The organism is Saccharothrix variisporea (assembly GCF_003634995.1).
Taxonomy (GTDB): domain Bacteria; phylum Actinomycetota; class Actinomycetes; order Mycobacteriales; family Pseudonocardiaceae; genus Actinosynnema; species Actinosynnema variisporeum.
Map to the genome: position 1 here is coordinate 3,493,240 of NZ_RBXR01000001.1, position 25,737 is coordinate 3,518,976.

Genomic DNA, 25,737 nt, shown 5'->3' on the forward strand with positions numbered 1-25,737 from the left:
CCTAACAGTCCCAGATGGACCGGGTGAGCGCGAACGCCCAGGGGGCTGACCCACGACCGTGTTAATTGTTACTCCCCGCTATCGAAGGAGCCGGGGACGCCGTGGTGAACGAGACCTTTAGCATTCGTCACGATCCACCCACGTTCTCGCCGCACGACCAGGAAGTGCCGGGAGGACCCACGTCGAGGAGCCGCAGTGACCCCGCCGAAGCTGGCCATCACCGACAGTGACCCGAGCACCACGACCGCGGACGCCGTGGTCGTGGGCACCCTCCAGGGCCCGGACGGACTCGCCCTCGCGGGTGCCGCCGATGCGGTGAACGCCGCGTTCGAGGGCGGCCTGGTGGACGTGCTGAAGACCCTGGGCGCCACCGGCAAGGCCGAGGAGGTCGTGACCCTGCCGACCTTCGGCAAGCTGTCCGCGCCGGTCGTGATCGCGGTCGGGCTGGGCAAGCCGGGCGAGGACGGCGCGGTCACCGAGGAGCAGGTCCGCCGCGCCTCCGGTGCCGCCGCCCGCGCCCTGACCGGCAAGAAGCGCGCCGTCAGCACGCTGTCCGGGCTGCACCTGGGCGCGGCCGTCGAGGGCACGCTGCTGGGCGCCTACCAGTTCACCGCCTACAAGACCTCCGCCGGCGACGCCCCGGTCGCCCGCGTCGAGTTCGCGGTCTCGGGCAACCTCAAGCCGCACCGGGCGACGCTCAAGGCGTCCACCCTGATCGCCGAGGCCGTCTGCACCACCCGCGACCTGATCAACACCCCGCCGAACGACCTGTTCCCGGCGTCCTTCGCCGAGCGCGCGGTGGCGCTGACCAAGGGCCTGGACGGGGTCGAGGTCGAGGTGCTGGACGAGAAGGCGCTGCGCAAGCAGGGCTTCGGCGGCATCCTCGGCGTCGGCGGCGGCTCGTCGCGCCCGCCGCGCCTGGTGCGCATCTCCTACAAGGGGCCGAAGGCGGGCAAGAAGGTCGCCCTGATCGGCAAGGGCATCACGTTCGACACCGGCGGCATCTCCATCAAGCCGGCCGCAGGCATGGACGAGATGACCTCGGACATGAGCGGCGCGGCGGCGGTCGTGGCGACCGTGGTGCTGGCGGCGAAGCTGAAGTACCCGCTGGAGGTCACCGCGTACGCGCCGCTGGCGGAGAACATGCCGTCCGGCACCGCCTACCGGCCCGGTGACGTGCTGACCATGTACGGCGGCAAGACCGTCGAGGTGCTCAACACCGACGCCGAGGGCCGCTTGGTGCTGTCCGACGCCATCGTGCGCGCGTGCGAGGACGGTCCGGACTACCTGATCGAGACCTCGACCCTGACCGGCGCGCAGATCGTCTCGCTGGGCAAGCGGACCGCCGGCGTGATGGGCACCGACTCCTTCCGCGACCGGGTCGCCGAGATCGGCCGCGCGGTCGGCGAGCAGGCGTGGGCCATGCCGCTGCCGGAGGAGCTGCGCGGCGACCTGGACTCGCGGCTGGCCGACATCGCCAACGTCGCCGGGCACCGGTTCGGCGGCATGCTCGCGGCCGGGATCTTCCTGCGCGAGTTCGTGGCCGAGGGCGTGACCTGGGCGCACATCGACATCGCGGGGCCGTCGTTCCACGCCGGCGGCGCCTACGGGTACACCACCAAGGGCGGCACGGGCGTGCCGGTACGGACCCTGGCGGCCGTGCTGGCGGACATCGCCGCCAACGGCTGATCGGTCGTTCCTCGACGGGGGTCGCGCCTGCGTGGCGCGGCCCCCGTTGTCGTTCTCAGTAGCCGATGGCGATGGACTGGCCGATGGTGCCCGGGTCCTCCAGGCAGGCCACGATCGACGCGGCCAGGTCGGCGCGGGAGATGGTGTTGCCACCGCGCAGGTTCGTGCCGGTCGCGGTCCGGAACTCGGCGGTGCGGGGGCCGTTGGTGAGCCTCGGCGGGCGGGTGATGGTCCAGTCGAGGCCGCTGGACCGGACGACCTCCTCCATCGCCGCCATGTCCGCCCACGGGTGCGCCAGGACCCGGCGCAGGATCGGCTTGACCAGGTAGCGGCTCGCGGGGCCGTCCTGGTCGTCGACGACCATCCCGCTGTTGCTGACCACGACCAGGCGCCGGACGCCGGCGGCCCTCATGGCCGTGACGATGCTGCGGGTGCTGTCGGTCTGGACGGTGGTCGGCCCCCTGCCCCGCGTGCCGATGGCCGTCACGACCGCGTCCGCGCCGGCGATGACGGGCGCGATCGAGTCGGGGTCCATCACGTTCGCCACGGCGTCGCGGCCGTTGGGCGCGCGGACGACCGCCGTGACGTCGTGGCCGGCCTCCCTCGCCTGCGCGACCACGTGGCCGCCGGTGCCGCCGGACGCGCCGAAGACGGTGATCTTCACGGTTCCCCCTCAGCTGGTTGGTGAGTACTCACTAACCACTAGGGTTACCACATGACCACTCGCGACCGCATCCTCGACGCGGCGGCCCACGTCATGCGCACCAAGGGGCTCGCCCGCGCGACCACCAAGGAGATCGCCAAGGCGGCGAGCCTGTCGGAAGCGGCGCTCTACAAGCACTTCCAGGACAAGACGGAACTGTTCCTGGCCGTGTTGAAGGAAAGGACACCGCGTGACCTGACCACGCTGTTGGGCAGCCTCGAACCCGGCGCGGGAGAAATCCGGAAAACGCTTCTCACGATCGTGGAAACGGCCATCGGGTTCTACGCGGAAACGTTCCCGATCGCCGCTTCCCTGTTCTCCGAGCCGTCCCTGCTGGCCGCCCACAACCAGGCACTACAGCGACTCGGCGCCGGTCCGCACGTGCCCGGCGAGGCCCTGGCCGCGTACTTGCGGGGTGAACAGGAAAAAGGCCGACTGTCCACGAAAGCCGATCCGCGGGCGGCAGCGGACCTCATTCTGGGGACGTGCCAGTACCACGCGTTCCTGAGCTTCTTCGCCGGCGGCGGAGCGGAACCGGAAGCGCTCGTGGCGACGCTGTGGGAAGGACTGGGTTAGGCCTGGTTCTTGCGGCGGCTGTATTCGCGCATCCGCTTCGGGTAGCCGACGATGCCGGCGTCGTAGATCGGGATGCCCAGCTTCTTGGCCAGCTTGCGGGCGCCCTCGGTGCCGTCGATTCGGCGCCGGGTCCACTCGCCGTCGTGGGCGACCAGCACGACCGTGGTGTCCGTCACGGTCGTCTTCGGCTCGACGTACGCCTCCACGCCCCGGCGCTCGGCGGCCCACTTCTCCAGGTGACCGGTGTCCGCGGACGTCGACGTCCGCAGCACCCCCGGGCGCTGCTTCCTGCGAAAACGGTCGAACAGGCCCACCGGGCCACCTCCTGTGCGCCACTCCTGCCGGACATGGTGCCGGCGGGGGTGTGAAGGCGTGGCCAAATCCGCCCGACCGCCGCCCAACCGGGCACCGCGTCGCCGCCGTTCGCGAACTAGTGACAAGATGGCAACCACCCGCGCGCACCCGCGCGAAGTAAGGCATCAAGCTCTCCAGGGAGATCCCGTGACCGACACCTCCGCCGACCTTGTGATCCTCGGTGGCGGCTCGGGCGGCTACGCCTGCGCGTTCCGCGCGGCCGAGCTCGGCCTGTCCGTCGTCCTGGTCGAGAAGGACAAGCTGGGGGGCACCTGCCTGCACCGCGGCTGCATCCCGACCAAGGCGCTGCTGCACGCGGCGGAGGTCGCGGACAACGCCCGCGAGGGCGACCAGTTCGGGGTCAAGTCCTCGCTGGAGGGCATCGACATCGCGGGTGTGAACTCCTACAAGGACGGCGTGGTCAGCCGCCTGTACAAGGGTCTCCAGGGCTTGGTGAAGGCCAACAAGGTCACGCTGGTGCAGGGCGCGGGCACGTTCGTCGGCGGCACCACCGTCGAGGTCGACGGGCAGCGCTACACCGGCAAGAACGTCGTCCTGGCGACCGGTTCCTACGCGCGCAGCCTGCCGGGCCTGGAGATCGGCGGCCGGGTGATCACCAGCGACCAGGCGCTGAACCTGGACTTCATCCCGGAGAAGGTCGTCGTGCTCGGCGGCGGCGTCATCGGCGTCGAGTTCGCCAGCGTGTGGTCCTCCTTCGGCGCGGACGTGACCATCGTGGAGGCCCTGCCCCGCCTGGTCCCCGCCGAGGACGAGTACGCGTCCAAGCAGCTCGAGCGGGCCTTCCGCCGCCGGGGCATCAAGTTCAAGACCGGCGTCAAGTTCACCGGCGCCACCCAGACCGACACCGGCGTCTCGGTGACCCTGGAGTCCGGCGACGTGCTCGACGCCGACCTCCTGCTGGTCGCCGTCGGCCGCGGCCCGAACACCGCGGGCCACGGCTACGAGGAAGCCGGCGTCCAGCTCGACCGCGGGTTCGTCGTCACCGACGAGCGCCTGCGCACCAACCTCCCGAACGTCTACGCCGTCGGCGACATCGTGCCCGGCCTGCAGCTCGCGCACCGCGGGTTCCAGCAGGGCATCTTCGTCGCGGAGGAGATCGCCGGGCAGAACCCCAAGGTCATCGACGAGGCGGGCATCCCGCGTGTCACCTACTGCAAGCCGGAGGTCGCCTCGGTCGGCCTCTCCGAGGCGGCGGCCAAGGAGAAGTACGGCTCGGTGGAGACGTTCGTCTACGACCTCGCGGGCAACGGCAAGAGCCAGATCCTGAAGACCGCGGGCGGCGTCAAGCTGGTCAAGGCCCCCGACGGTCCGGTGGTGGGCGTCACGATGGTCGGCGAGCGGGTCGGCGAGCTGATCGGCGAAGCCCAGCTGATCTACAGCTGGGAGGCCTACCCCGAGGACGTGGCTCCGCTGGTCCACGCCCACCCGACCCAGACTGAAGCCCTCGGCGAGGCCTTCCTCGCCCTGGCCGGCAAGCCGCTGCACGTGCACGGCTGACCGTCCCAACTCCAGTCAGCCGATCCACGACCCACGCACGAGGAGTCAGCGAACGATGGCCTTCTCCGTCCAAATGCCCGCACTCGGCGAGAGCGTCACCGAGGGCACGGTCACCCGCTGGTTGAAGCAGGAGGGTGACCGCGTCGAGGTCGACGAGCCGTTGCTGGAGGTGTCCACCGACAAGGTCGACACCGAGATCCCGTCCCCCGCGGCCGGCGTGCTCCAGAAGATCGTCGCCCAGGAGGACGAGACCGTCGAGGTCGGCGCCGAGCTCGCCGTCATCGGCGACGGCGACGACGCGGGCTCCGACTCGGCGCCGGTGCAGCAGTCCGCACCCGAGGCTCCGGCCGAGACGCCCGCCGCCACGGCCCCCGCCGAGGAGGCCAAGCCGGACCCGCAGCCCGAGCCCCAGGCCCAGGCGCCCGCCCAGTCCGGTGGTGCCGCCGAGGGCACCCCGGTGACCATGCCCGCGCTGGGCGAGAGCGTCACCGAGGGCACCGTCACCCGCTGGCTGAAGTCGGTCGGCGACTCGGTCGAGGTGGACGAGCCGCTGCTGGAGGTGTCGACGGACAAGGTCGACACCGAGATCCCGTCCCCGGTCGCCGGCACCCTGCTGGAGATCACCGCGGGCGAGGACGAGACCGTCGAGGTCGGCGGTCAGCTGGCCGTCATCGGCTCCGGCAGCCCGGCCCCGCAGGCGTCGGCCCCCGCGCCCGCCCCGGCTCCGGCCCAGGAAGCGCCCAAGCCCGCGCCGGCCCCCGAGGCCCCGAAGCCCGCCGCCGCTCCGGCTCCGGCCGCTGCTCCGGCTCCGGCCCCGGCCCCGGCCGCTCCGGCTCCCCAGGCTGCTCCGGCTCAGTCCGCGCCGGCCGCCGCCCCCGCCTCCTCGGAGGAGTCGAACGGCCAGCCGTACGTGACGCCGCTGGTCCGCAAGCTCGCCGCCGAGAACGGCATCGACCTCGGCACGCTCAAGGGCACCGGCGTCGGCGGCCGCATCCGCAAGCAGGACGTGCTCGCCGCCGTCGAGGCCGCCAAGGCCCCGGCTCCCGCGCCGGCCGCCCCCGCCGCACCGGCCGCGTCCGCGCCGGCCCAGCGGGTCGCCACCCCGGCCGTGGACAACAGCGGCAAGCGCGGCACCGTGCAGAAGCTGCCCCGCCTGCGCCAGATCGTGGCCCAGCGGACCCGCGAGTCGCTGCAGGTCTCCGCGCAGCTCACCCAGGTGTTCGAGGTGGACGTCACCAAGATCGCCCGGCTGCGCAACAAGGCCAAGGCCGCGTTCGAGCAGCGCGAGGGCACCAAGCTGACGTTCCTGCCCTTCTTCGCCAAGGCGGCCGTCGAGGCGCTCAAGCAGCACCCGGTGCTGAACGCGTCCATCGACGAGGAGAAGAAGGAGGTCGTCTACCACGGTGCCGAGCACCTGGGCATCGCGATCGACACCGAGCGCGGCCTGCTCAACGCGGTGATCGCGAACGCGGGCGACCTGAACCTGGCGGGCCTGTCCCACAAGATCAACGACCTCGCGTCGCGCGCGCGTGCGAACAAGCTGACCCCGGACGAGCTGACCGGCGGCACGTTCTCGCTGACCAACCTGGGCAGCAACGGCGCGCTGTTCGACACCCCGATCATCCAGCAGCCGCAGGTCGGCATCCTGGGCGTGGGCATGGTGAAGAAGCGCGCGGTCGTGATCACGGACGAGAACGGCGACGACACCATCGCGATCCGGTCGATGGCCTACCTGGCGCTGACCTACGACCACCGCCTGGTGGACGGGGCCGACGCGGGCCGCTTCCTGACCACGATGAAGAACCGCCTGGAAGAGGGCGCGTTCGAGGCCGACCTGGGCCTGTAAGGACGTCACACACGCGGAAGGGCCGCCCCGGCACGCTCGGGGCGGCCCTTCGCTTTCAAGACGAAAAGCGACGCTCGCCGCTGGGCAGGCCCCCGGGGGTGGAAGGGCGTCGTGCTGTCCCCGTACGGCCTGCCGGAGGCAACCACGTTCCGCCCGTCCTCGCAACCGGAAAAGCTGGTTGCAAGGACGGGCGGAACGTGGTTGGGCTGCGCCCAGGCCGTACGGGGACAGCACGAGGCCCTTCCTGTGGGCGCTGGCCGCTTGGGCTTGCGCCTTCGGCGCGGAGAGCGCCTGCCTGTGTGGCCCCGGCAACACCGCCGCTGCTGTGCAACACCGCACACCGTGCGAGACGATCACGGGTATGCGGGTTCTGATCGCGGGGTCGTCCGGGTTCCTCGGCACCAGCCTCGTCGCCGCGTTGCGCGGGGCCGAGCACGAGGTGCTGCGGTTGGTCCGGCGGCGGCCCGCGGCGCCCGACGAGCGTGGCTGGGACCCGCCGGCCGGGCGCATCGACCCGGGTGCGCTGGACGGCGTGGACGCGGTGGTGAACCTGTGCGGCGCGGGGGTCGCGGACAAGCGGTGGAACGACGCCCGCAAGCAGGTGTTGCTGGACAGCCGGGTCACCCCGACCGAGGTGCTGGCGGCGGCGGTGGCCGAGCACAACGTCCCGGTGCTGGTCAACGCCAGTGCGGTCGGGTACTACGGCGACACCGGTGAGGCGGTGGTGGACGAGTCGAGACCCGCCGGGAGCGGGTTCCTGGCCGACCTGTGCCGCCAGTGGGAGGCCGCGACAGCGGCGGCCGAGTCGCAGCGGGTCGTGCGGATGCGGACGGGCCTGGTGATCAGCCGGGCGGGCGGGTTGTTCGGCACGATCCGGCCGCTGTTCGCGTTCGGCCTGGGCGGTCGGCTGGGCAGCGGCAGGCAGTACATGCCGTGGATCTCCCTGGACGACACGATCGCCGCCTACCAGTTCGTGCTGGAGCACGACGTGCGCGGGCCGGTCAACGTGACCGGACCCAGCCCGGTCACCAACGCCGAGTTCACCCGGACCGTCGGGCACGCGCTGCGCCGGCCGACGCCGTGGGTGGTGCCGGGGTTCGTGCTCAAGGCCGTGCTGGGCGAGATCGCCGAGGAGGGCGTGCTCGCGGGGCAGCGGGCGGTGCCGAAGGTGTTGGAGCGGCACGGTTTCCACTTCCTGCACCCGGCCCTGGGCGCGGCGGTGGCCGCGGCGTGAGCCGGGTCTTCCCGGCCTGCGTCGGCGCGGTGCTCGCGCTGACGTCGGTGGTGCTCGGCGTGGCCGTGGACACCGCCCCGCCGGGGCTGGACTCGGCGCTGCGCGGCGCGGCGGTCGGGTTGGGGCCGGACTTCCAGCGCGCGGCGGACGTGGTGAGCCTGGTGCTCAGCCCGGGGCTGGCCACGGTCGCGCTGGTGAGCCTGGTGCTGCGGGCGTGGCTGGCGCGGGACGTGCTGGCGCTCAAGGCGGCGGTGCTGCTGGCGGTGTGCTGGGCGAGCGTGCTGAGCCGGTGGTTCTACCTGCGGGTCCGGCCGGTCCAGTACGACCTGCCGTCCTACCCCAGCGGGCACGTCACGGCGGTGACGGCGGTGGCCGTGACGGCGGTCGTGCTGTGCGCGCACCTGCGGCCGGCGCTGGTGCGGCCGGTCCTCGCGGTCTCGGCGGTGGCCGTGGTGCTGTGCGCGGCGAGCCGGGTGGTGCTGGAGATGCACTGGTTCACCGACACGGTCGGCGCGGTGCTGGCCACGACCGGTGTGGGCCTGGTGGCGGCGCTCGCGCTGGGCCTGCTGCCGGTCTCCGGGGTCGCGGGTGGTGGGCGTAGGGTCGAGCCGTGAGCAGTCGCGAACTCTCCTGCCGCACGTCCTCCGACCCGATCGACGTGCGTGAGCTGGGCACCATCGACTACCTGGCCGCGTGGGACCTCCAGCGCGAACTCGCCGAGGCCCGTGCGGACGGCACGCGGGGCGACACCCTGCTGCTGCTGGAGCACCCGCCGGTCTACACGTGCGGGCGGCGCACCGAGCCCGACGAGCGGCCCAAGGGCGGGGACACGCCGGTCATCGACGTGGACCGCGGCGGCAAGATCACCTGGCACGGGCCGGGGCAGCTGGTCGGCTACCCGATCGTGGAGCTGGCCGAGCCGATGGACGTCGTGCAGTACGTGCGGCGGCTGGAGCAGGCCCTGATCCACGTGTGCGACCAGCTCGGCGTGCACACGGGCCGGGTCGAGGGCCGCAGCGGCGTGTGGATCCCGGCCGACGAGCGCGGGGTGGAGCGCAAGGTCGCCGCGATCGGCATCCGCGTGCAGCGCGGGGTGACCATGCACGGGTTCGAGATCAACTGCAACGCCGACCTGGCCGCGTTCGGCGACATCATCCCGTGCGGCATCCGGGACGCCGGGGTGGCGTCGCTGTCGCACGAGCTGGACCGGGACGTGACGGTGGCCGAGGTGCTGCCGATGGCGCGGGACGCGGTGATCGACGCCCTGAACGGCGACCTGCCGTTGACCGACCGCACGTTGGAGCGTCAACAGCCGGTGGCCCCGGGCGTCACGTTCGCCGTCCAAAGCCGCTGACACCCGCCGACCCTCCCCTCTAGTATTCCGGAATTCCGGACCCCGAGGGGAGAGTCGTCGTGCCCCTGACCCGACGAGCCCTGCTCACCGCAGCCGGCTGCACCCTGCTCTGGCCGGGCACGGCCGGCGCGCTCCCACCCGACGCCCTCCCGCCCGGCGCAACCGACTGGCTCGCGTGGCTGCGCGGGAACCGGCAGCAGGTGGCCGTGGTGGTGGACGACGGCCGGGGCGGCAGGCTCGCCCACCGCCCCCACGAGCCGCAGCCGCTGGCGTCGCTGGCGCACCTGACCCACCTCGACGCCTACGCGCGTGCCGTCGAGACGGGGCGGGTCGCCCCGACCGACCGGGTGCGGACCGGCGAGTGGGAGCGGCACCTGCTGCCCCTGGACCGCGGCGCGCACGCCGCCGCCCTGCGCCACCTGGGGATCACGTCCACCAACGGCGTGACCGCCGACGACCCGCACGCCACCGTCACCTGGGACGACCTGGCCGCGGTCCTGACCCGGTTCGCCGACAACGCCGCCGCCGACTGCCTGCGCACCCACCTGGACCCGTCGCTGCCGTCCCCGCTGGGCGAAGGGCTGCGGCTGGTGCTGGGCCGGCACGCCGATCCCGACCAGTACTTGATCGACCCGCAACTGCGGTTGGAGGTCCTCGGCCGCTACCCCGGCGTGGCACCCGACCGGGCGTGGGCGCGCGGGACGTGGCACGGCACGGCGGCGGAAGTGCACCGGCTGCTGCGCACGCCCTCCGCCGCGGCCGGGACCAGGCTGGGCACGCTGCCGGGCGTGGTCACGGCGGCTGTTCGGGTGCGGTGGGACGACGGTCGCGTCGGCACCGGGGTGGCCTTGGCGCGGGAGGTGCCGGAGGGGCTGTTCGCCGACGCCATGGGTCTGTCGACCATGCTCCGATCGGTCCTGTACGACCCCGCTGCGCTGCGCGAATTCCACGTGGGCCTTACGTAGGATGGCCGGGGTGGACCTGGTGCGACGGCTGGCCGAGCTGGAGCAGCGCGTGGCGGCGCTGGAGGGTGACGAGCGGGAGACGGTCGAGCTGCCGGCGGACGGCGGCGGCGAGCTGGGGTACGGCGGCCAGGTGTCCCTCGGCGGCGGCCGGGTGTCGTGGCGCATCGACGTGACGCCGGAACGGGCGCTGTCGCTGGCGGACCGGCCGCGCATCGAGGTGCTGGCGGCCCTGGCGCACCCGGCGCGGGTGGACATCGTCCGGTCCCTGCTGGCCCGCGGTGCCCAGCCGGCGGCGGCGCTCCAGGAGGCGGCCCGCCTGGGGTCCACCGGCCAGCTCTACCACCACCTGAAGGCGTTGACCGGGTCCGGCGTGGTGGAGCAGGACAAGCGCGGTTCGTACCGGCTGCGCAGCGCGGCCACCGTGCCCGTGCTCGTCCTGCTCACCGCCGCCGCCGACGTGGCGGGCCAGCTCAAGGCGTGACGCCCGCTCAGGTCTGACGCCCGCTCAGGCGTGACGCCGGCTCAGGGCTTGACGCCGGCCAGCAGCTCGACGTGGTCGAGGTCGGACAGGTCGAGCACCTGGAGGTAGACCCGCGAGATCCCGGTCTTCTCCCGCCACTGCCCGAGCCGCTCCCGGACCTGCTCGACCGTGCCGGTGAGCCCGTTGCGCTTCAGCTCCTCGAAGTCCCAGCCGATCGCCTCGGCCCGCCGGGCGACCTCGGCGTCGTCGCGCCCGACGCACGCGGTGAGGGCGACCGACCGGGTCATGGTCGCGGGGTCGCGCCCGATCTCCCGGCAGGCCGCGGCGACGCGCTCGAACTGCTCGGCGGCGAAGTCCATGCCCACGAACGGCAGGTTGAACTCGGTGGCGAACCGGGCGGCCAGCGCGGGCGTCCGCTTGGCCCCCTTTCCGCCGACGACCACGGGCACCCGGTCCTGGGCGGGCTTGGGCAGCGCGGGCGAGTCGGTGAGCGTGTAGTGCTTGCCGTCGAAGGAGAACTTCTCCCCCACCGGCGTCCCCCACAGCCCGGTGATGATCTCCAACTGCTCCTCGAACACCTCGAACCGCTCGCCCAACGACGGGAACCGCAGCCCGTAGGCGGTGTGCTCGTCCTCGAACCACCCGGACCCGAGCCCGAACTCCACCCGCCCGCCGGACATCTGGTCCACCTGCGCGACCGCGATCGCCAGCGGCCCGGGGTGCCGGAAGGTGGCGGCGGTGACGAGCGTGCCGAGCCGGATGGACGTGGTCTCGCGCGCCAGGCCGGCCAACGTGATCCACGCGTCCGTGGGACCGGGCAGACCGTCGACGGAACCCATCTTCAGGTAGTGGTCGGACCGGAAGAAGGCCCCGAACCCGGCGTCCTCGGCGGCCCGGGCGACGCGGAGCAGGTCGTCGTAGGAAGCCCCCTGCTGGGGCTCGGTGAAGATTCGCAGTTCCACGAACCCGAACCTATCGGAGTCCGAACCGCACGAAGTCCCCACCTCATCCGCCTCACGAGGGCTGCCGGGCGGCGGTGCGGCGGTCGCGCAGCGCGTTCACCGCCGCCAGCACCAGACCCAGGCCCAGCAGCAGCGAGCCGCGCACCCACGTCCCCGGCTCGACCTGCGTCGCCAGCAGCACGCACGACCCGATGCCCAGCACCGGAACCGCGGTCGGCACCCGGAAGTGGTCGCCGTCGCCCGGGTCCCGGCGCAGCACCAGCACCGCCGCGTTCACCGCGAGGAAGACCACCAGCAGCAACAGGACCAGCGTGGACGCGAGCACCTCCACCTCACCGGTCAGGGCCAGCAGCAGGGACGCGCCGGACGTCGTCAGCACGGCCACCCACGGCGTGCGGCGGACCGGGAGGACGCGGCCCAGCGCGGCCGGCAGGAGACCGTCCCGGGCCATGCCGTAGGCCAGGCGCGAGGACATGATCCCGGTCAGCAGCGCGCCGTTGGCCACCGCGACCAGCGCCACCAGGCTGAACAGCCACTCCGGCACACCGCCCGCGACCCGGACCACCTCCAGCAGCGGACCGCTGGACGCGGCGAGCCGGTCGGTCGGCACGGACGCGGCGGTCACCAGCCCGATCAGCAGGTACACCACGCCGACCGTGGCCAGCGCGCCGAACAGCGCCCGCGGGTAGGACCGCCGCGGGTCGCGGACCTCCTCGGCCAGGTTGACCGAGGTCTCGAAGCCCACGAACGAGTAGTACGCGAGCACCGTCCCGGCCAGCACCGCGCTGAACAGCCCCGACCCGGTGTCCACCTGGGTCAGGCGCGACGGGTCCGCGTCACCGCGTGCCACCACCCACGCGCCGAGCACGATCACGACGACCAGCCCGCCCAGCTCGACCAGGGTGGCGACGGCGTTGGCGCGCAACGACTCCGTGATGCCCCGGATGTTCAACGCCGCCAGCCCGGCCAGGAACACCACGACCACCACGACAGTCGGCATCGACACCAGCGTGCCCAGGTAATCGCCCGCGAACGCCCGCGCCAGCGCGCCCACCGACACGACCCCGGCGGCGAGCATGCAGAACCCCACGACCGCGCCGGCCGCGTTCCCGAACGCCCGGGTCGCGTAGTGCGCCGACCCGCCGGCCCGCGGGTACTTCGTGGCCAGCTCGGCGTAGGAACCGCCGGTCAGCGCCGCCAGCGCGAGCGCGCACAGCAGCGGCAGCCACACCGCGCCCCCGACGGCCCCGGCGATCGAGCCGACCAGCACGTACACCCCGGCGCCCAGGATGTCCCCCAGGACGAAGAAGTACAGCAGCCAGCCGCTCACGGCCCGCTTCAACGAGTGCGCCATGCCCGGTCCGTTACCCCGGCGGCCCCGCCCGCGAACCCCGTTGTGACCACCGACCCACACGTGCGCCGGCGAGCTACGACAGCGCTAACGGCGTCGGGAGCGGGACCGGTGTTCCCGTGGTGGTGTGGTCAGGCTCGGGGCGCCGTTCACGCGCAGCCCCTCCACGACCCGCACGATGGTGCGCTCGACCTCCGCGCTCGCCTTCTTCGGATCAGCGGCCCCGGCGATCATGCTCGCCCCCGCGGACAGCGACCCGAACAGCAGCCGGGCCATCGTCTCCACCGGCAACTGCTCCAGCTCGCCGCTGGTGATCAGCACCTCGATGGTGGACCGCAGCAGCCCGTAGCTGAAGTGCTCCTCGGCCTCCCGCCACCGCTCCCACCCCATCACGACGGGTGCCTCGTGGATCACGATCCGCTGGTAGGACGGCTCCAGGCACACCCGCACGTACGCGCGCAGGCCGGCGATCGCCGTGTCCCACGGGTCGCCGGGCGCGCTGACGATCTCGCCGAGCTTGCGCATGAAGGCGTTCTCGACCGAGTCGAAGGCCGCCTCGAAGAGCGCCTGCTTGCCGCTGAAGTGGTGGTACAGCGCGCCTTTCGTCAGGCGCGCGCGCTTGGCGACCTCGTCCAGCGAGGTGCCGGCGTACCCCCGTTTGGTGAACAGCTCGACGGCACTGTCCACCAGGGCCTGCCTGGTGGACTCCGAGTACTCGACACGCCTGGACCGCACTGTCACCACGTTCACAACCGTACGACATACCGGCGGTACGTACTCGTGGTATGTTCGCTCTATCGGCCATACCGGCGGTATGCGAAAGACCTCAGGTATGAGCCGCGTCACGAGAGGAGGGCGTGATCATGGGTTGGACCGACTTCTACCGACGGCGTGACGCTCTGGACGCCGTGCTCGACGCCGCGGCGGGGGATCCCGCGGCGCCCCTGACCTTCGACCGCGAGCTGTTCGCCACCGAGGACGAGCTGCTCGCGGCCCTGCACTACCGCTGGATGCAGCAGCTCACCGGCCGGCTGGGTGTCGCCCTGGAGGACGCCGCGGGCGACCGCGTGGAGACCGTCACCGCCACCTGGCGCGCGCTGGCCGCCGAGCAGCCGGTGCTGCGCGCGGTGCTGGACGAGCACCTCACCGCGACCGACGCCGTCGAGCGCGAGCAGCGCCTGCTGGCCCTGACCGCGGGCCTGGCCGACCTGACCGAGCCGTCCGACGAGATCGCCCGCGTCGGTGCCGCGTTCCTGGCGCTGGTCCGCAACGCGCCCCAGCCGCGGGTGCGCCACCGCAGGCTCGCCAAGAGCGCCTGACTTGCGGTTGGGTGACCACATGGCGTCGACGACCACGGCGAAGTGGACCGAAGCGGACATCCCCGACCAGACCGGGCGAACGGTGCTGGTCACCGGGGCGAACTCGGGCCTGGGCCTGCGCACCGCCGAGGTGCTGGCGGGGAAGGGTGCCCGCGTCCTGATGGCGTGCCGGTCCCCGGAACGCGGGCAGCGCGCGCTGGAGCGGGTGGGGAACAAGGCCGAGCTGGTCGAGCTGGACCTGGCCGACCTGGGCTCGGTCCACGACGCCGCCAAGGCCGTCCGCGAGCGCACCGACCGCCTGGACGTGCTGGTCAACAACGCCGGCGTGATGGCGGTCCCGCTGGGCCGCACGGCGGACGGGTTCGAGCGCCAGTTCGGCACCAACCACCTGGGCCACGCCGCGCTGACGTGGCTGCTCATGCCCCTGCTGCGCGCGACCCCGGGCGCACGGGTGGTGACCGTGTCGAGCATGGCCCACGCGATGGGCTCGATCGACCTGGCCGACCCGAACTACGAGGTCCGCCGCTACACGTCCTGGGGCGCGTACGGGCAGTCCAAGCTGGCGAACCTCCTGTTCGCCAGGGAGCTGGAACGCCGCCTGCGCAGCGCCGGCACCGACGTGACGTCCGTCGCGGCCCACCCCGGCTACACCGCGACCGAGCTGAGCAGCAACATGGCCCGCTCCCGGCGCAACCCGATCTTCACCGTGGGGGCCAAGATCAGCGACCTGTTCGCCCAGTCCGTCGAGATGGGGACGTTGCCGCAGCTCTACGCGGCGACCGCGCCGGACGTCGTCGGCGGCGCGTATTACGGCCCGGACGGGTTCCGCGGGACCCGGGGCTACCCGACCCGCGCGGGGTCCACGGCGGCGGCCAAGGACGAGCTCGCCGCGAGCCGCCTGTGGGACCTGACGGCCAAGCTCACGGGCGTCGCGCCCGACCCGGCGTGACGTAGTGTTGAGGCCGTGACCGTCGTACCTGAAGGTCGGAAGCTGCTGCGCCTAGAGGTGCGCAACAGCCAAACGCCCATCGAGAAGAAGCCCTCGTGGATCAAGACCAAGGCGAAGATGGGCCCCGAGTACCGGGAGCTCAAGGGTCTGGTCAAGCGCGAGGGCCTGCACACGGTGTGCGAAGAGGCCGGTTGTCCCAACATCTACGAGTGCTGGGAAGACCGGGAGGCCACCTTCCTCATCGGTGGCGAGCAGTGCACCCGCCGCTGCGACTTCTGCCAGATCGACACCGGCAAGCCCGCCGACCTGGACCGGGACGAGCCGCGCCGGGTCGCCGAGTCCGTCCAGGCCATGGGCCTGCGCTACTCCACCGTCACCGGCGTCGCCCGTGACGACCTGGAGGACGGCGGCGCGTGGCTGTACGCCGAGACCGTCCGCCAGATCCACGCGCTCAACCCCGGCACGGGCGTCGAGCTGCTGATCCCGGACTTCAACGCGGTGCCCGAGCAGCTGGCCGAGGTGTTCGACTCGCGGCCGGAGGTGCTCGCGCACAACCTGGAGACCGTGCCGCGGATCTTCAAGCGCATCCGCCCGGCGTTCCGCTACGAGCGGTCGCTGGAGGTCATCACGAAGGCCCGCGAGGCCGGCCTGGTGACGAAGTCCAACCTGATCCTCGGCATGGGCGAGACGCCCGAAGAGGTCACCGAGGCGCTGCACGACCTGTACGACGCGGGCTGCGAGATCATCACCATCACGCAGTACCTGCGCCCGTCGCCGCGGCACCACCCGGTCGAGCGCTGGGTGAAGCCGGAGGAGTTCGTGGTGCACAAGGAGACCGCCGAGGGCATCGGCTTCTCCGGCGTCATGGCCGGCCCCTTGGTCCGCTCGTCGTACCGCGCGGGACGCCTGTACGCGCAGGCCGTGCAGAAGCGCGGCGACGAGGTCCCCGAGAACCTGCGCCACCTGCTGGAGGCAGGCGGCGCGGCCCAGGAGATCACCTCCCTGCTCGCCCGCTAGACCGTGGTCCCGAAGCCCCCGGCCGTCTGGTCGGGGGCTTCGCGGCGTTTGCGCACGATCACCGCGCCCACGACCAGCAACCCGCCCAACACGGTCACCGGCGCGGCCCACGCCAGCCGCTCAAGCCGGAGCCGTGAACAGATCTCCACCAACGCCCCGCTCTCGGCCTCGACGGCGACCTCGTCGTACCCCATGCCGACACTGTTGCCGCACGACACGGTGATCCCCGAGGGCGAGTCGGTGGCCAGCGGCAGCAGCATGATCAACAACCCGGCCAGGAAGAAAGCGACCCCCACCACCGCGGCGACCGTCTTGGGCGACATGGCGGACAAGCTACGTCCAGAACACCGTGAGGCATAGGGGGCTTCCCACCTGGAGTCCCCCGGTTAGCAACCCCTAATCCCTCCTCAACGGCACCCGCTCCAGCAGCGCGGGCAGTGCGACGTCCAGATCAGGCACCTCGAACCCCATCCGCTCCAACCGCCCGGCCACCTCGTGCAACGGCAACTCGAACCACAGCGCTTCGAGGACCAACTTCCGCAGGTCGACCGGTGCGGTCGTGTCGAGCCGGTCCACGAGTTCGAGGTCCGTCCGGTCGAACTCGTCGTCCACGCCCTCCCTGCGCCGCACGACGTACCCGATGGCCTCCATCGCCTCGACGGCCTCCCCGGCGGACCACGACCCCGACCGGACCGCCTTGAGAGCGTGGGCGAGCGGCACCTCGGCCCCGGGCGGCAGCTTCGCCAACCCCCCGATGTCCAGGAGCGCCGCCCACAGCGGGGTCAACGGTTCGGTCAGGTGGTCGAACGCGGGAGTGTCGTAGCCCAGCGCGGCCAACCGCTCCACGACCTCGCGGGGCGCGCGGTGGTGCGCGCGGGCGGTCTCCACGACGAACCTCGACGGGTCGGCGTACCCCATGGCGGTCGCGGCGCGACCGATCAACTCGCGGTCGAAGTCGTCCAAACCCGCGCGCAGCGCCCCTTGAGCCGGCACGGCATACCCCAGCTCCACCAGGCGGTCCGCCACCACGACCGGATCTCGCCGGATCCGGTGCGCGATCTCCAACACGGTGCTCACCCGCACGAGCAGCCCACCTGTCGTGACCTCGACGCCCGGACCGGGCACGGACGGCAGCAGGGCGAGGTCGTCCGGGGTCAGTTCACCCGGCAGGTCCCCCGGCACCGGCAGGCCCAGGTCGGCGAGCCGGCGAGCAGACTCGACCGGCGAGACGCCCCACAAGCGCGCGGCGTTCACGACCTCCGACAGGGCGACAACCCCGTCCTCCAACAGGTCGTCGCCCGCCAGCAGCACGCCCTTGACCGCCAACGTCACCTGGCCGATCCAATCCGGACGCGACTCGCCCGACCGGACGTCGAACCCCAGTTCGGCCAACCGCGCAGCCGTCGCCTCCGGCGTGGTGCCGAGGACGTACGCCGCGTAGAGCACACGCCCGTGACCGACCGGCCGCTCGCGGTCCAGCCACGGGTGATCCCCGTCCAGGTCTCGGCTGACGAGCACCTGGTCGGCTCTCGAGTAGCGGTGCGGCAAGTCGGACGGCAGGTCCGCCTCGTAGCCGAACCGCCGCAGCCGGGCCACGATCTCGTGGATGGACCGCCCGGTGCGCAGGTGTGCGGTGATGACGTGACCGAAGGGCACCGGCTCGGTGATCGGAAGGTCCGGCAGTGCGCCGTCGAGGTTCCTGCTCACCAGCGTCATGTCGACCCGGTCGGCCGAGTACCGGGTGGCGAACCGGTCGACGTCCCCGACGTCGTGCCCGAGCGCGACCAGCCGCAGCGCGACCGCCCGCGGCGCCCGGCCCAGGGTCGCTGCCTTCGCCAGCACGTACCCCGCTCCGATCTCCGTGTCGACGGACAACCAGTCCCGGAACATGCTCTCCAGCAACCGTTCATCGGACGGCGCCGCCGGCAGCGGTTCGCCGACTCCGATCAGGTCGCCCACGACGTCGGCCGGCATCACCGCCAGGTAGCGCCACAGAGCGTGGTGGGCCGAGAGGTTCTGCGCTCTGACGCGTCCGCTCATCAGGCCGATCTGCCGAGCACGACGACTGCGGACGACGTCCAAGTCGGCCGGGAGGCAGCCCGCGACCGCCATGTCGACCCAGTGCCCCTTCGTCGAGAGCCGGCGGCCTTGGCGGGCGGCGACGGCGGTGACGACGTCCGCGACGCCCGGGTTGTCGCCGGCGACGTCGCACAGCCAGTCGAAGTCGAAGGCGGCCACGCCCGCGTCGAACAGGTCACCCGCTGCTTCGGTCAGCAGTTCCTCGACGTGCTCCGAGACGTCCCCGAGCACGGACCTGCGGTCCACGGTCAGCTTGGGCGTCCGGTTCCCGCTGAGGTTCACCACCGCGCCCCGGAGGTCGCGCTTGTCCTCCGGCAGCACCAACCACCCGGGGTGGTGGACGTACAAGCCGTCCACCAGGAGAGCCCCGCCCTCCTCGCACCAGATCACCTCGCCGGTGCGGCTGGGCACCAACGCCCCGCCGACGTTGATGCCCTTCTCCCCCACCCGGCCCGGCCGGGGCGTGAAGACCGACGGTTCCCACTCCGCCACCGGACCGTCGTGCTCGGCCGTCGTGCGGAACTCCGCGATGCCCAACAGGCGCTGGAGGACGTCCACGCACGACGGGGCTTGATCGCCATCGCGCAGGAACAGCTTCACCGTCGTCCCGTGCGCGATGTCCTCGTCCAACCGCTCGATGCGGAACAAGTGCCCCGGTCCGGCGATGGACACACGCAACGCAGGCCCCGCGTTGTCGCCGCGGGCGTCCATGCGGGACGTGGTCACCTCGATCTCGTCGGCCAGCATGAAGTAGCTCAGCACCCCGATGCCGAAGCGGCTGTTGGGGAAGAACGGCACCCCGGCCCTTGCCCACCGCGCCTTCTCCTCCAGGAACTCCGGCTGGTCGGCGAACCGGACGCCGGCCTGCGAGAACACCTCCCGCAGCTCGGACTCGCCCATGCCGATGCCGTTGTCCGTGCAGCTCAGGTAGTGCCGCCCCGCCTCGACGCCCTGGGTGAACGTGATCCGCCCCTCCCAGCGCGAGAACAGGAGCGAGGTCTTCTCCAGGTAGTCCAAGCGCGCCTTGGCGTACCGGCAGGCGTCCAGCGCGTTCTGGTACAGCTCGCGGATCGCCAACGACCGGTCCCCGTACAGCTGTTCGCCCATGAGCAGCTCCCGCACGCGGGACTCGTCCAGCCGCAGCCTGGTCACCGGCGTGACGAACGCGCGCTTCCGGTTGACCACGGCGGGTTCGACGCGCTCCGCCGATGCGCGGGCGGGCAGGGCACGCAGCGGTTCCAGGTACTCGCCGTGCTCGGCGGCGGCACGGATGGCGCCCAGCATCAAGTCGATGCGCTCCACGTGCTCGCGCAGGGACTCCAGCACGGCCTCGTGGTGGCACGAAGCGACCAGGTGGACTCGGGTCTCGGCGGCGTAGTCCCAGTACGCCTGGTCGAGTGTGGCGTGGAGTTGCTCCAGCCGCACCGGGTTCGGGATGCCGAGGTGTTCGACCAGCGTGGAGGACAGCCGGGTCACTTCGAACGCCTGGGCGTGGGCGACGGCGAGCAGCAGGCCGATCAGGTCCTCCCGCACGTACTGCCGGGCGACGGTCACGCGGGTGTAGGGGGTCCGTGCCTTGAGCTTGCGCCGGTCGGTGTCGCGCAGGCCCTCCGGGGGCCGGCGGAACAGCGGGATGATCCGTTCCAGCGACTCGGTCAGCATCGTGCGCAGCGGCTGGTCGTCGGTGACCACCTCCTCCAGCACGTCGGCGACGGTCACGTCGTCGGGCCTGCCCTCCGCCCAGCGGTGGAACAGCCACCAGGCGATGTCGGTGGCGTCGTCGGCGCGGTGCTCGGTGCGGGCGACGAGCCGGCTTTCCTCGCGGCCGGCGAGGAAGCGCTGGTAGTCCTGCCGCTCGGGGGCCGGGTCGGGGCGGGGGCGTTGCGCGAGGTCGGTGGGGTCGACCCGGGACAGCCACTGGGCGAGCACCGCCGATCGGGTCTCGTGCGCGAGCGGCGCCAGGGCGATCACCGCCGCCTCCCCCGCCCCGAGGTCCCACCGCTGGTCGGCGAGCACCGTGTCGAGCAGTTCGGTCACCCGGTCGGTCATCCGGACCACGAACAGGTCGTCCAGCCACGAGTCGCCGCGCAACGCCGCGACGGCCCGGCGTCGACGGTCGTGCAGGCGGCCGGCGACCTCGGCGACCCGGGCGCGCAACCGGTCGGCGTCGGCGGTGTGCCGCCAGACGACGTGCTCTTCCACCAGCTTCACCCACGGGTTCGGCCCGGACGGCGCGGGCTGTGGCAGTTCCAGCCGGCCGTGTGCCTCCCGCCACCAGCCGAGGTCGGTGCTCAGCCGCGGGTGGTGGCCGCCCGACCGGGCGTGCTCGCCGCACGCCGTCACGAACGCGGCGACGAAGTCCCAGGTGGGTGGGCCGACCTTGTGGCCGTTGAGGATGTGGCCGATCTGCGAGTCGGAGAACGACGTCCGCCGCTCCAGCCACTTCAACGACGGGGTGCCGCACTGCTTGCGCAACTCCGCCAGGTCGGCGCAGAACTCGGCCACGCCGGGTAAGGCTGACGGCATCCGGTGTCCCCTCCACTCGCACCACGTCCGACCGGACGGCTCCGGACGACGCCCTGACCAGGCACGACCAGACCCCGCACCACGGCATTCCCTGGGTTCGTCCGCGATCGCCGACCGCGGACCGGTCCACCGGGCAGCGTCCCTCCTCGAACCGCACGAACGAGGGAGGACACACCGTGGGCCAGTGGTTGGAGTTGGCGACGGCGCTGTTGCAGACGGCGGGGGCCGGGCTCGCGCTCGGCGCCGTCGTGGCGAGGCTGCGCCGGAAGAAGCGGGACTGAGCGAGGGCCGGGGCGGCTCGGGGGGCGCCGGCCCCCTGAGCTCACTCGGCTGTCGGGCACACCGCGTCGACCAGCTGGGGTGTCACGTCGTCGACGCCCCACAGTTCGAGCAGGCTGGTCACGGCTTGCCGGATGCCTTCGTAACTTTCCGAGGGCAGATCGGGAGGGAGCTTGACGTGGAGCTCCGGGTTGTGCATCGGTCCAGCGTCCCGTTCGGTGTTACCTGTCCGCAATACCCTGATGGTGGACATCGCGGGTGCGGAAAAACGAATGAGCGCACGAATTGTGAAACCGCACACAGTGGGCGCGACAGGATTCGAACCTGCGACCGCTCGGGTGTAAACCGAGTGCTCTTCCGCTGAGCTACACGCCCGGTCCGGTGCCCCCAACCCGCAGGCACCGGGGCAAACGCTATCAGGCCCCCAGCTCGGCGACGGCCTTCTTCCAGGCCTCCTGGTCGCGTGCCTCGCCCGGCGCGTTGACCTCGGCGTACCGGACGACGCCCTCGGTGTCGATCAGGAACGTGCCGCGGTTGGCCAGGCCCGCCGCCTCGTTGAACACGCCGTACTGGCTCGCCACGGCACCGTGCGGCCAGAAGTCCGACAGCAGCGGGAAGGTGTAGCCCTGCTGCTCGGCCCAGGCCTTCAGGCTGAACGGCGTGTCCACGGACACGCCGATGACCTGCACGTTCTCGCTCTCGTACGTGGCCAGCTCGTCGCGCACCTGGCACAGCTCACCGGTGCAGATGCCGCTGAACGCGAACGGGTAGAACACCAGCAGGACGTTGCGCTCGCCGCGGAACGACGACAGCGTCACCGGCTGCTTGTTGTAGTCGTTGAGCGTGAAGTCCGGAGCCTGCGAACCGACCTCGACCGACATTCCTCGCCCTTCCGCCAAGTGAAAAAAGCACAGCCCAACAAGACGGGCTCCGTGCGGAGCCCGCCGTCGAGCCTAGCGGCACGGGTCGAGGCGAGGAGAACGCCGGTCTCAGCGCTTGGACTTGACCGACTTCGGCGACACGAGCTTGATCGCCGTCCAGTCGGCGCTCGCGCTGATGGCGGAGGTCTGGGCGAGCCCCGCGGTCGGCACGGCCTCGGCGATGTCGCTCGGCTCGACGTAGCCCGGCCTGCCGGTCTTGGGCGTCAGGACCCAGATCACGCCGTCGTCGGCGAGCGGCCCGATGGCGTCGACCAAGGTGTCGACCAGGTCGCCGTCGTCCTCGCGCCACCACAGCAGCACCACGTCGACGACCTCGTCGGCGTCCTCGTCGAGCAGATCGCTGCCGATGCGCTCCTCGACCGCCGCACGGAGGTCGTCGTCGACGTCCTCTCCCCAGCCGATCTCCTGGACCACAGCGCCCGGGTCGATCCCGAGCTTGTCGGCGACACCGATCTTGCCGGCGTCTTCCGCGGCGACCACGGCTTCCACTCCTCCAAGTACACAAGAGCGGCAGCCGGGTTCGACTGCCGCGCGACGTCACTACCAGTCGCGGTTAGCGAACACTGTCACACCAGGCAAGCGCAACCGTAAGCGGCGGGACACGCCGCATCGGGTACCCCCGGATGCGGTCCTCCATCCGGATGAGGCACGCTCTACATACCTCCTATTCGCGCGCGCGAGGGACACGATCCAGAACTACTCACCGGTAGCGGTGACGGGACGGTGTCTCGAAGGCAACGATGGGAACCAGAGAACCCCGGATTGAGGAGATCCCTTGAGCCCGCAGAACACTCCCGAACGGGTGCGCGTCATCCGTGACGGCCTGGCCGCCCACCTGCCGGACATCGACCCGGAGGAGACCGCGGAGTGGCTGGAGTCGTTCGACGCCGTGCTCAAGGGCGGCGGTCAGCAGCGAGCCCGCTACCTGATGCTGCGCCTGCTCGAGCGCGCGCGGGAGAGCCACGTCGGCGTACCCGCGCTGACCAGCACGGACTACGTCAACACCATCCCCACCGAGCGGGAGCCGTGGTTCCCCGGTGACGAGGAGGTGGAGCGCCGCTACCGCGCCTGGATCCGGTGGAACGCGGCGATCACCGTGCACCGGGCGCAGCGTCCGGGCGTCGGTGTCGGCGGGCACATCTCGACCTACGCCTCCAGCGCGAGCCTCTACGAGGTGGGCTTCAACCACTTCTTCCGGGGCAAAGACCACCCGTCCGGTGGCGACCACGTGTTCATCCAGGGCCACGCGTCACCCGGTGTGTACGCGCGGGCGTTCCTGGAGGGCCGCCTGACCGCGGAGCAGCTCGACGGCTTCCGCCAGGAGTACTCGCACGCCGGCCCCGGCGGCGGCCTGCCGTCCTACCCGCACCCGCGGCTGATGCCGGACTTCTGGGAGTTCCCGACCGTCTCCATGGGCCTGGGCCCGATGAACGCGATCTACCAGGCGCGGTTCAACCGCTACCTGCACGACCGCGGCATCAAGGACACCTCCGACCAGCACGTCTGGGCGTTCCTGGGCGACGGCGAGATGGACGAGCCGGAGTCGCGCGGCCTGCTCCAGGTCGCGGCCAACGAGCAGCTGGACAACCTGACCTTCGTGGTCAACTGCAACCTGCAGCGCCTGGACGGCCCGGTCCGCGGCAACGGCAAGATCATCCAGGAGCTGGAGGCGTTCTTCCGGGGCGCCGGCTGGAACGTCATCAAGGTCATCTGGGGCCGTGAGTGGGACGCCCTGCTGCACGCCGACCGCGACGGCGCGCTGGTGAACCTGATGAACACCACGCCCGACGGCGACTACCAGACCTACAAGGCCAACGACGGCGCGTACGTCAAGGAGCACTTCTTCGGCCGCGACCCGCGCACCAAGGAACTGGTCGCGCCCATGTCCGACGACGAGGTGTGGAACCTCAAGCGCGGCGGCCACGACTACCGCAAGGTCTACGCGGCGTACAAGGCGGCCGTGGAGCACCACGGGCAGCCGACGGTCATCCTCGCCAAGACCATCAAGGGCTACGGCCTGGGCCCGCACTTCGCGGCGCGCAACGCCACGCACCAGATGAAGAAGATGACCCTGGAGGACCTGAAGCTCTTCCGGGACAGCCTGCGCATCCCGATCTCCGACGCCGACCTCGACCCGTACCTGCCGCCGTACTACCACCCCGGCAACGACGCCCCGGAGATCCAGTACCTGCTGGAGCGCCGCAAGCAGCTCGGCGGGTTCGTCCCGGAGCGGCGGGCGAAGTCCAAGGCGCTGGTGCTGCCCGGCGACAAGGTCTACGACGTGGTGCGCAAGGGCTCGGGCAAGCAGGAGGTCGCCACGACGATGGCGTTCGTCCGGCTGGTCCGCGACCTGGCCAAGGACCCGGAGATCGGCGGCCGGATCGTGCCGATCATCCCGGACGAGGCCCGCACGTTCGGCATGGACTCGATGTTCCCGGCGCAGAAGATCTACAACCCCAACGGGCAGCTCTACACGTCCGTGGACGCGCAGCTCATGTTGGCGTACAAGGAGTCCGAGCAGGGTCAGATCCTGCACGAGGGCATCAACGAGGCCGGTTCGACGGCGTCGTTCACCGCCGCCGGCACGTCGTACGCGACGCACGGCGAGCCGATGATCCCGATCTACATCTTCTACTCGATGTTCGGGTTCCAGCGGACCGGTGACGGCCTGTGGGCGGCGGCCGACCAGATGGCGCGCGGCTTCGTGCTGGGCGCGACGGCGGGCCGGACGACGCTGACCGGCGAGGGCCTCCAGCACGCCGACGGCCACTCGCTGCTGCTGGCGCACACCAACCCGGCGGTGATCGCCTACGACCCGGCGTGGTCGTTCGAGGTGGCGCACATCGTCAAGGACGGTCTGCGGCGGATGTACGGCGAGAACGCCGAGAACGTCTTCTACTACATCACCGTCTACAACGAGCCCTACCAGCAGCCTGCCGAGCCCGAGAACCTGGACGTGGAGGGCCTGCTCAAGGGCCTCTACCGGTACCAGCAGGGCGGTTCGGCCTCCGGGCCGCGGGCGCAGATCCTCGCGTCGGGCGTGGCGATGCCGTGGGCGGTCAAGGCGCAGCAGCTGCTGGCCGACGAGTGGGGCGTGCAGGCGGACGTGTGGTCGGCGACGTCGTACTCCGAGCTGCGCCGCGAGGCCGTGGAGGTCGACCGGCACAACCTGCTGCACCCCGACCAGGAGCCGCGCGTGCCGTACGTGACGCAGGCGCTGGCCGACGCGGCGGGCCCGGTCGTGGCGGTGTCGGACTGGATGTCGGCGGTGCCGGACCTGATCCGCCCGTACGTGCCGACCGACATGGTCACCCTGGGCACGGACGGCTTCGGCTTCTCCGACACCCGCCCGGCCGCCCGCCGCCACTTCCTGGTGGACGCCGAGTCGGTCGTGGTGGCCACGCTCCAGGCGCTGGCCAAGCGCGGCGAGGTCGACCAGGCGAAGGTCGTCGAGGCGGCCCGCCGCTACAAGATCGACGACGTTCAGGCCGCCGGCCCGTCCACCACGGATGCCGGTCTCGCCTGACGCATTCCCCGGTGAACGCCGGGACTCCACCTGATCGGGTGGAGTCCCGGCGTTCGCCGTTTCCTGGC

At 71.7% G+C, this 25,737-nt stretch carries 23 protein-coding genes and 1 tRNA gene; 13 read left to right on the forward strand and 11 right to left on the reverse strand.

The features are described 5' to 3' along the window. The first annotated feature begins 195 nt into the window (after window positions 1–195). Window positions 196–1,689 carry a leucyl aminopeptidase gene (locus tag DFJ66_RS15405; RefSeq protein WP_121221967.1) on the forward strand — a complete coding sequence of 498 codons (1,494 nt, stop codon included), beginning with the start codon at window positions 196–198 and terminating at the stop codon, window positions 1,687–1,689. Between the two features lie 55 nt (window positions 1,690–1,744). On the opposite strand, the gene DFJ66_RS15410 is transcribed toward DFJ66_RS15405, so the two are convergent. Further along, window positions 1,745–2,353, reverse strand: coding sequence for an NAD(P)-dependent oxidoreductase (locus DFJ66_RS15410; protein ID WP_121221969.1), 609 nt, complete (start codon window positions 2,351–2,353; stop codon window positions 1,745–1,747). A 51-nt stretch (window positions 2,354–2,404) separates the two neighbouring features. On the opposite strand from DFJ66_RS15410, the gene DFJ66_RS15415 reads away from it, so the two are divergent. Beyond that, window positions 2,405–2,968, forward strand: a complete 564-nt coding sequence (locus tag DFJ66_RS15415; RefSeq protein ID WP_121221971.1) for a TetR/AcrR family transcriptional regulator — start codon at window positions 2,405–2,407, stop codon at window positions 2,966–2,968. Here DFJ66_RS15415 and DFJ66_RS15420 read toward each other — a convergent pair. Continuing rightward, complete coding sequence (locus tag DFJ66_RS15420) at window positions 2,965–3,282, reverse strand: oxidoreductase (RefSeq protein ID WP_121221973.1); 318 nt, start codon at window positions 3,280–3,282, stop codon at window positions 2,965–2,967. The genes DFJ66_RS15415 and DFJ66_RS15420 overlap by 4 nt on opposite strands. 187 nt (window positions 3,283–3,469) lie before the next feature. Between DFJ66_RS15420 and lpdA the strand changes: the two genes are divergently transcribed. The 7 genes from lpdA to DFJ66_RS15455 all read left to right on the forward strand — a co-directional run bounded on the left by lpdA (window position 3,470) and on the right by DFJ66_RS15455 (window position 10,720). Continuing rightward, the gene (gene lpdA / locus DFJ66_RS15425; RefSeq protein ID WP_121221975.1) at window positions 3,470–4,840 is read left to right on the forward strand and encodes a dihydrolipoyl dehydrogenase; all 1,371 of its coding nucleotides are present in this window, start codon (window positions 3,470–3,472) and stop codon (window positions 4,838–4,840) included. Between the two features lie 55 nt (window positions 4,841–4,895). Further along, window positions 4,896–6,686, forward strand: a complete 1,791-nt coding sequence (sucB, locus tag DFJ66_RS15430) for a 2-oxoglutarate dehydrogenase, E2 component, dihydrolipoamide succinyltransferase (RefSeq protein ID WP_121221977.1) — start codon at window positions 4,896–4,898, stop codon at window positions 6,684–6,686. Window positions 6,687–7,047: 361 nt separating this feature from the next. Further along, entirely contained in the window at window positions 7,048–7,920 is an 873-nt protein-coding gene (locus DFJ66_RS15435; RefSeq protein ID WP_121221979.1) for a TIGR01777 family oxidoreductase, read from the forward strand. Beyond that, the gene (locus DFJ66_RS15440; RefSeq protein ID WP_121221981.1) at window positions 7,917–8,534 is read left to right on the forward strand and encodes a phosphatase PAP2 family protein; all 618 of its coding nucleotides are present in this window, start codon (window positions 7,917–7,919) and stop codon (window positions 8,532–8,534) included. Before DFJ66_RS15435 ends, DFJ66_RS15440 begins: the two co-directional genes overlap by 4 nt. After that, entirely contained in the window at window positions 8,531–9,274 is a 744-nt protein-coding gene (gene lipB / locus DFJ66_RS15445; protein ID WP_121221983.1) for a lipoyl(octanoyl) transferase LipB, read from the forward strand. The genes DFJ66_RS15440 and lipB overlap by 4 nt, the downstream gene beginning before the upstream one ends. 59 nt (window positions 9,275–9,333) lie before the next feature. Next, the gene (locus DFJ66_RS15450) at window positions 9,334–10,239 is read left to right on the forward strand and encodes a hypothetical protein (protein WP_121221985.1); all 906 of its coding nucleotides are present in this window, start codon (window positions 9,334–9,336) and stop codon (window positions 10,237–10,239) included. Window position 10,240: 1 nt separating this feature from the next. Continuing rightward, window positions 10,241–10,720, forward strand: coding sequence for an ArsR/SmtB family transcription factor (locus DFJ66_RS15455; protein ID WP_121221987.1), 480 nt, complete (start codon window positions 10,241–10,243; stop codon window positions 10,718–10,720). 41 nt (window positions 10,721–10,761) lie between these two features. Here DFJ66_RS15455 and DFJ66_RS15460 read toward each other — a convergent pair whose 3' ends face one another. From DFJ66_RS15460 to DFJ66_RS15470, 3 genes are all read right to left on the reverse strand, one after another. Continuing rightward, window positions 10,762–11,682 (reverse strand): LLM class F420-dependent oxidoreductase, encoded by a 921-nt coding sequence (locus DFJ66_RS15460; protein ID WP_121221989.1) that lies wholly within the window; start codon window positions 11,680–11,682, stop codon window positions 10,762–10,764. Window positions 11,683–11,734: 52 nt separating this feature from the next. Next, on the reverse strand, window positions 11,735–13,036 hold the full coding sequence (locus DFJ66_RS15465) for an APC family permease (protein ID WP_121221991.1): 1,302 nt from the start codon (window positions 13,034–13,036) through the stop codon (window positions 11,735–11,737). A gap of 84 nt (window positions 13,037–13,120) precedes the next feature. Next, window positions 13,121–13,768, reverse strand: coding sequence for a TetR/AcrR family transcriptional regulator (locus DFJ66_RS15470; protein ID WP_246030207.1), 648 nt, complete (start codon window positions 13,766–13,768; stop codon window positions 13,121–13,123). 128 nt (window positions 13,769–13,896) lie between these two features. Here DFJ66_RS15470 and DFJ66_RS15475 point away from each other — a divergent pair, with 128 nt between their 5' ends. The 3 genes from DFJ66_RS15475 to lipA are packed head-to-tail and all read left to right on the forward strand — an operon-like array spanning window position 13,897 to window position 16,318. Continuing rightward, window positions 13,897–14,352: a hypothetical protein gene (locus DFJ66_RS15475; RefSeq protein ID WP_121231219.1), complete on the forward strand. Its 456-nt coding sequence runs from the start codon at window positions 13,897–13,899 to the stop codon at window positions 14,350–14,352. A gap of 19 nt (window positions 14,353–14,371) precedes the next feature. Further along, entirely contained in the window at window positions 14,372–15,301 is a 930-nt protein-coding gene (locus DFJ66_RS15480; protein WP_121221993.1) for an oxidoreductase, read from the forward strand. 15 nt (window positions 15,302–15,316) lie between these two features. Next, window positions 15,317–16,318, forward strand: a complete 1,002-nt coding sequence (gene lipA, locus DFJ66_RS15485; RefSeq protein WP_121221995.1) for a lipoyl synthase — start codon at window positions 15,317–15,319, stop codon at window positions 16,316–16,318. Here the strand turns inward: lipA and DFJ66_RS15490 are convergent. The 6 genes from DFJ66_RS15490 to DFJ66_RS15510 all read right to left on the reverse strand — a co-directional run bounded on the left by DFJ66_RS15490 (window position 16,315) and on the right by DFJ66_RS15510 (window position 22,623). Then, complete coding sequence (locus tag DFJ66_RS15490) at window positions 16,315–16,641, reverse strand: hypothetical protein (protein ID WP_121221997.1); 327 nt, start codon at window positions 16,639–16,641, stop codon at window positions 16,315–16,317. The two genes, lipA and DFJ66_RS15490, sit on opposite strands and share 4 nt — an antisense overlap. Window positions 16,642–16,714: 73 nt before the next feature. Beyond that, window positions 16,715–20,923: a wHTH domain-containing protein gene (locus tag DFJ66_RS15495; protein WP_147459277.1), complete on the reverse strand. Its 4,209-nt coding sequence runs from the start codon at window positions 20,921–20,923 to the stop codon at window positions 16,715–16,717. A gap of 322 nt (window positions 20,924–21,245) precedes the next feature. After that, on the reverse strand, window positions 21,246–21,401 hold the full coding sequence (locus DFJ66_RS42755; protein ID WP_170199421.1) for a hypothetical protein: 156 nt from the start codon (window positions 21,399–21,401) through the stop codon (window positions 21,246–21,248). A 104-nt stretch (window positions 21,402–21,505) separates the two neighbouring features. Then, window positions 21,506–21,577: transfer RNA gene (locus tag DFJ66_RS15500), tRNA-Val, on the reverse strand. A gap of 41 nt (window positions 21,578–21,618) precedes the next feature. After that, window positions 21,619–22,083 (reverse strand): peroxiredoxin, encoded by a 465-nt coding sequence (locus DFJ66_RS15505; protein WP_121222001.1) that lies wholly within the window; start codon window positions 22,081–22,083, stop codon window positions 21,619–21,621. A 108-nt stretch (window positions 22,084–22,191) separates the two neighbouring features. Then, a complete protein-coding gene (locus DFJ66_RS15510; protein ID WP_121222004.1) occupies window positions 22,192–22,623 on the reverse strand; it encodes a DUF3052 domain-containing protein in 432 nt (143 codons plus the stop codon). A 295-nt stretch (window positions 22,624–22,918) separates the two neighbouring features. Here DFJ66_RS15510 and aceE point away from each other — a divergent pair, with 295 nt between their 5' ends. Further along, a complete protein-coding gene (gene aceE, locus DFJ66_RS15515; RefSeq protein ID WP_121222005.1) occupies window positions 22,919–25,669 on the forward strand; it encodes a pyruvate dehydrogenase (acetyl-transferring), homodimeric type in 2,751 nt (916 codons plus the stop codon). Window positions 25,670–25,737: the final 68 nt, after the last annotated feature.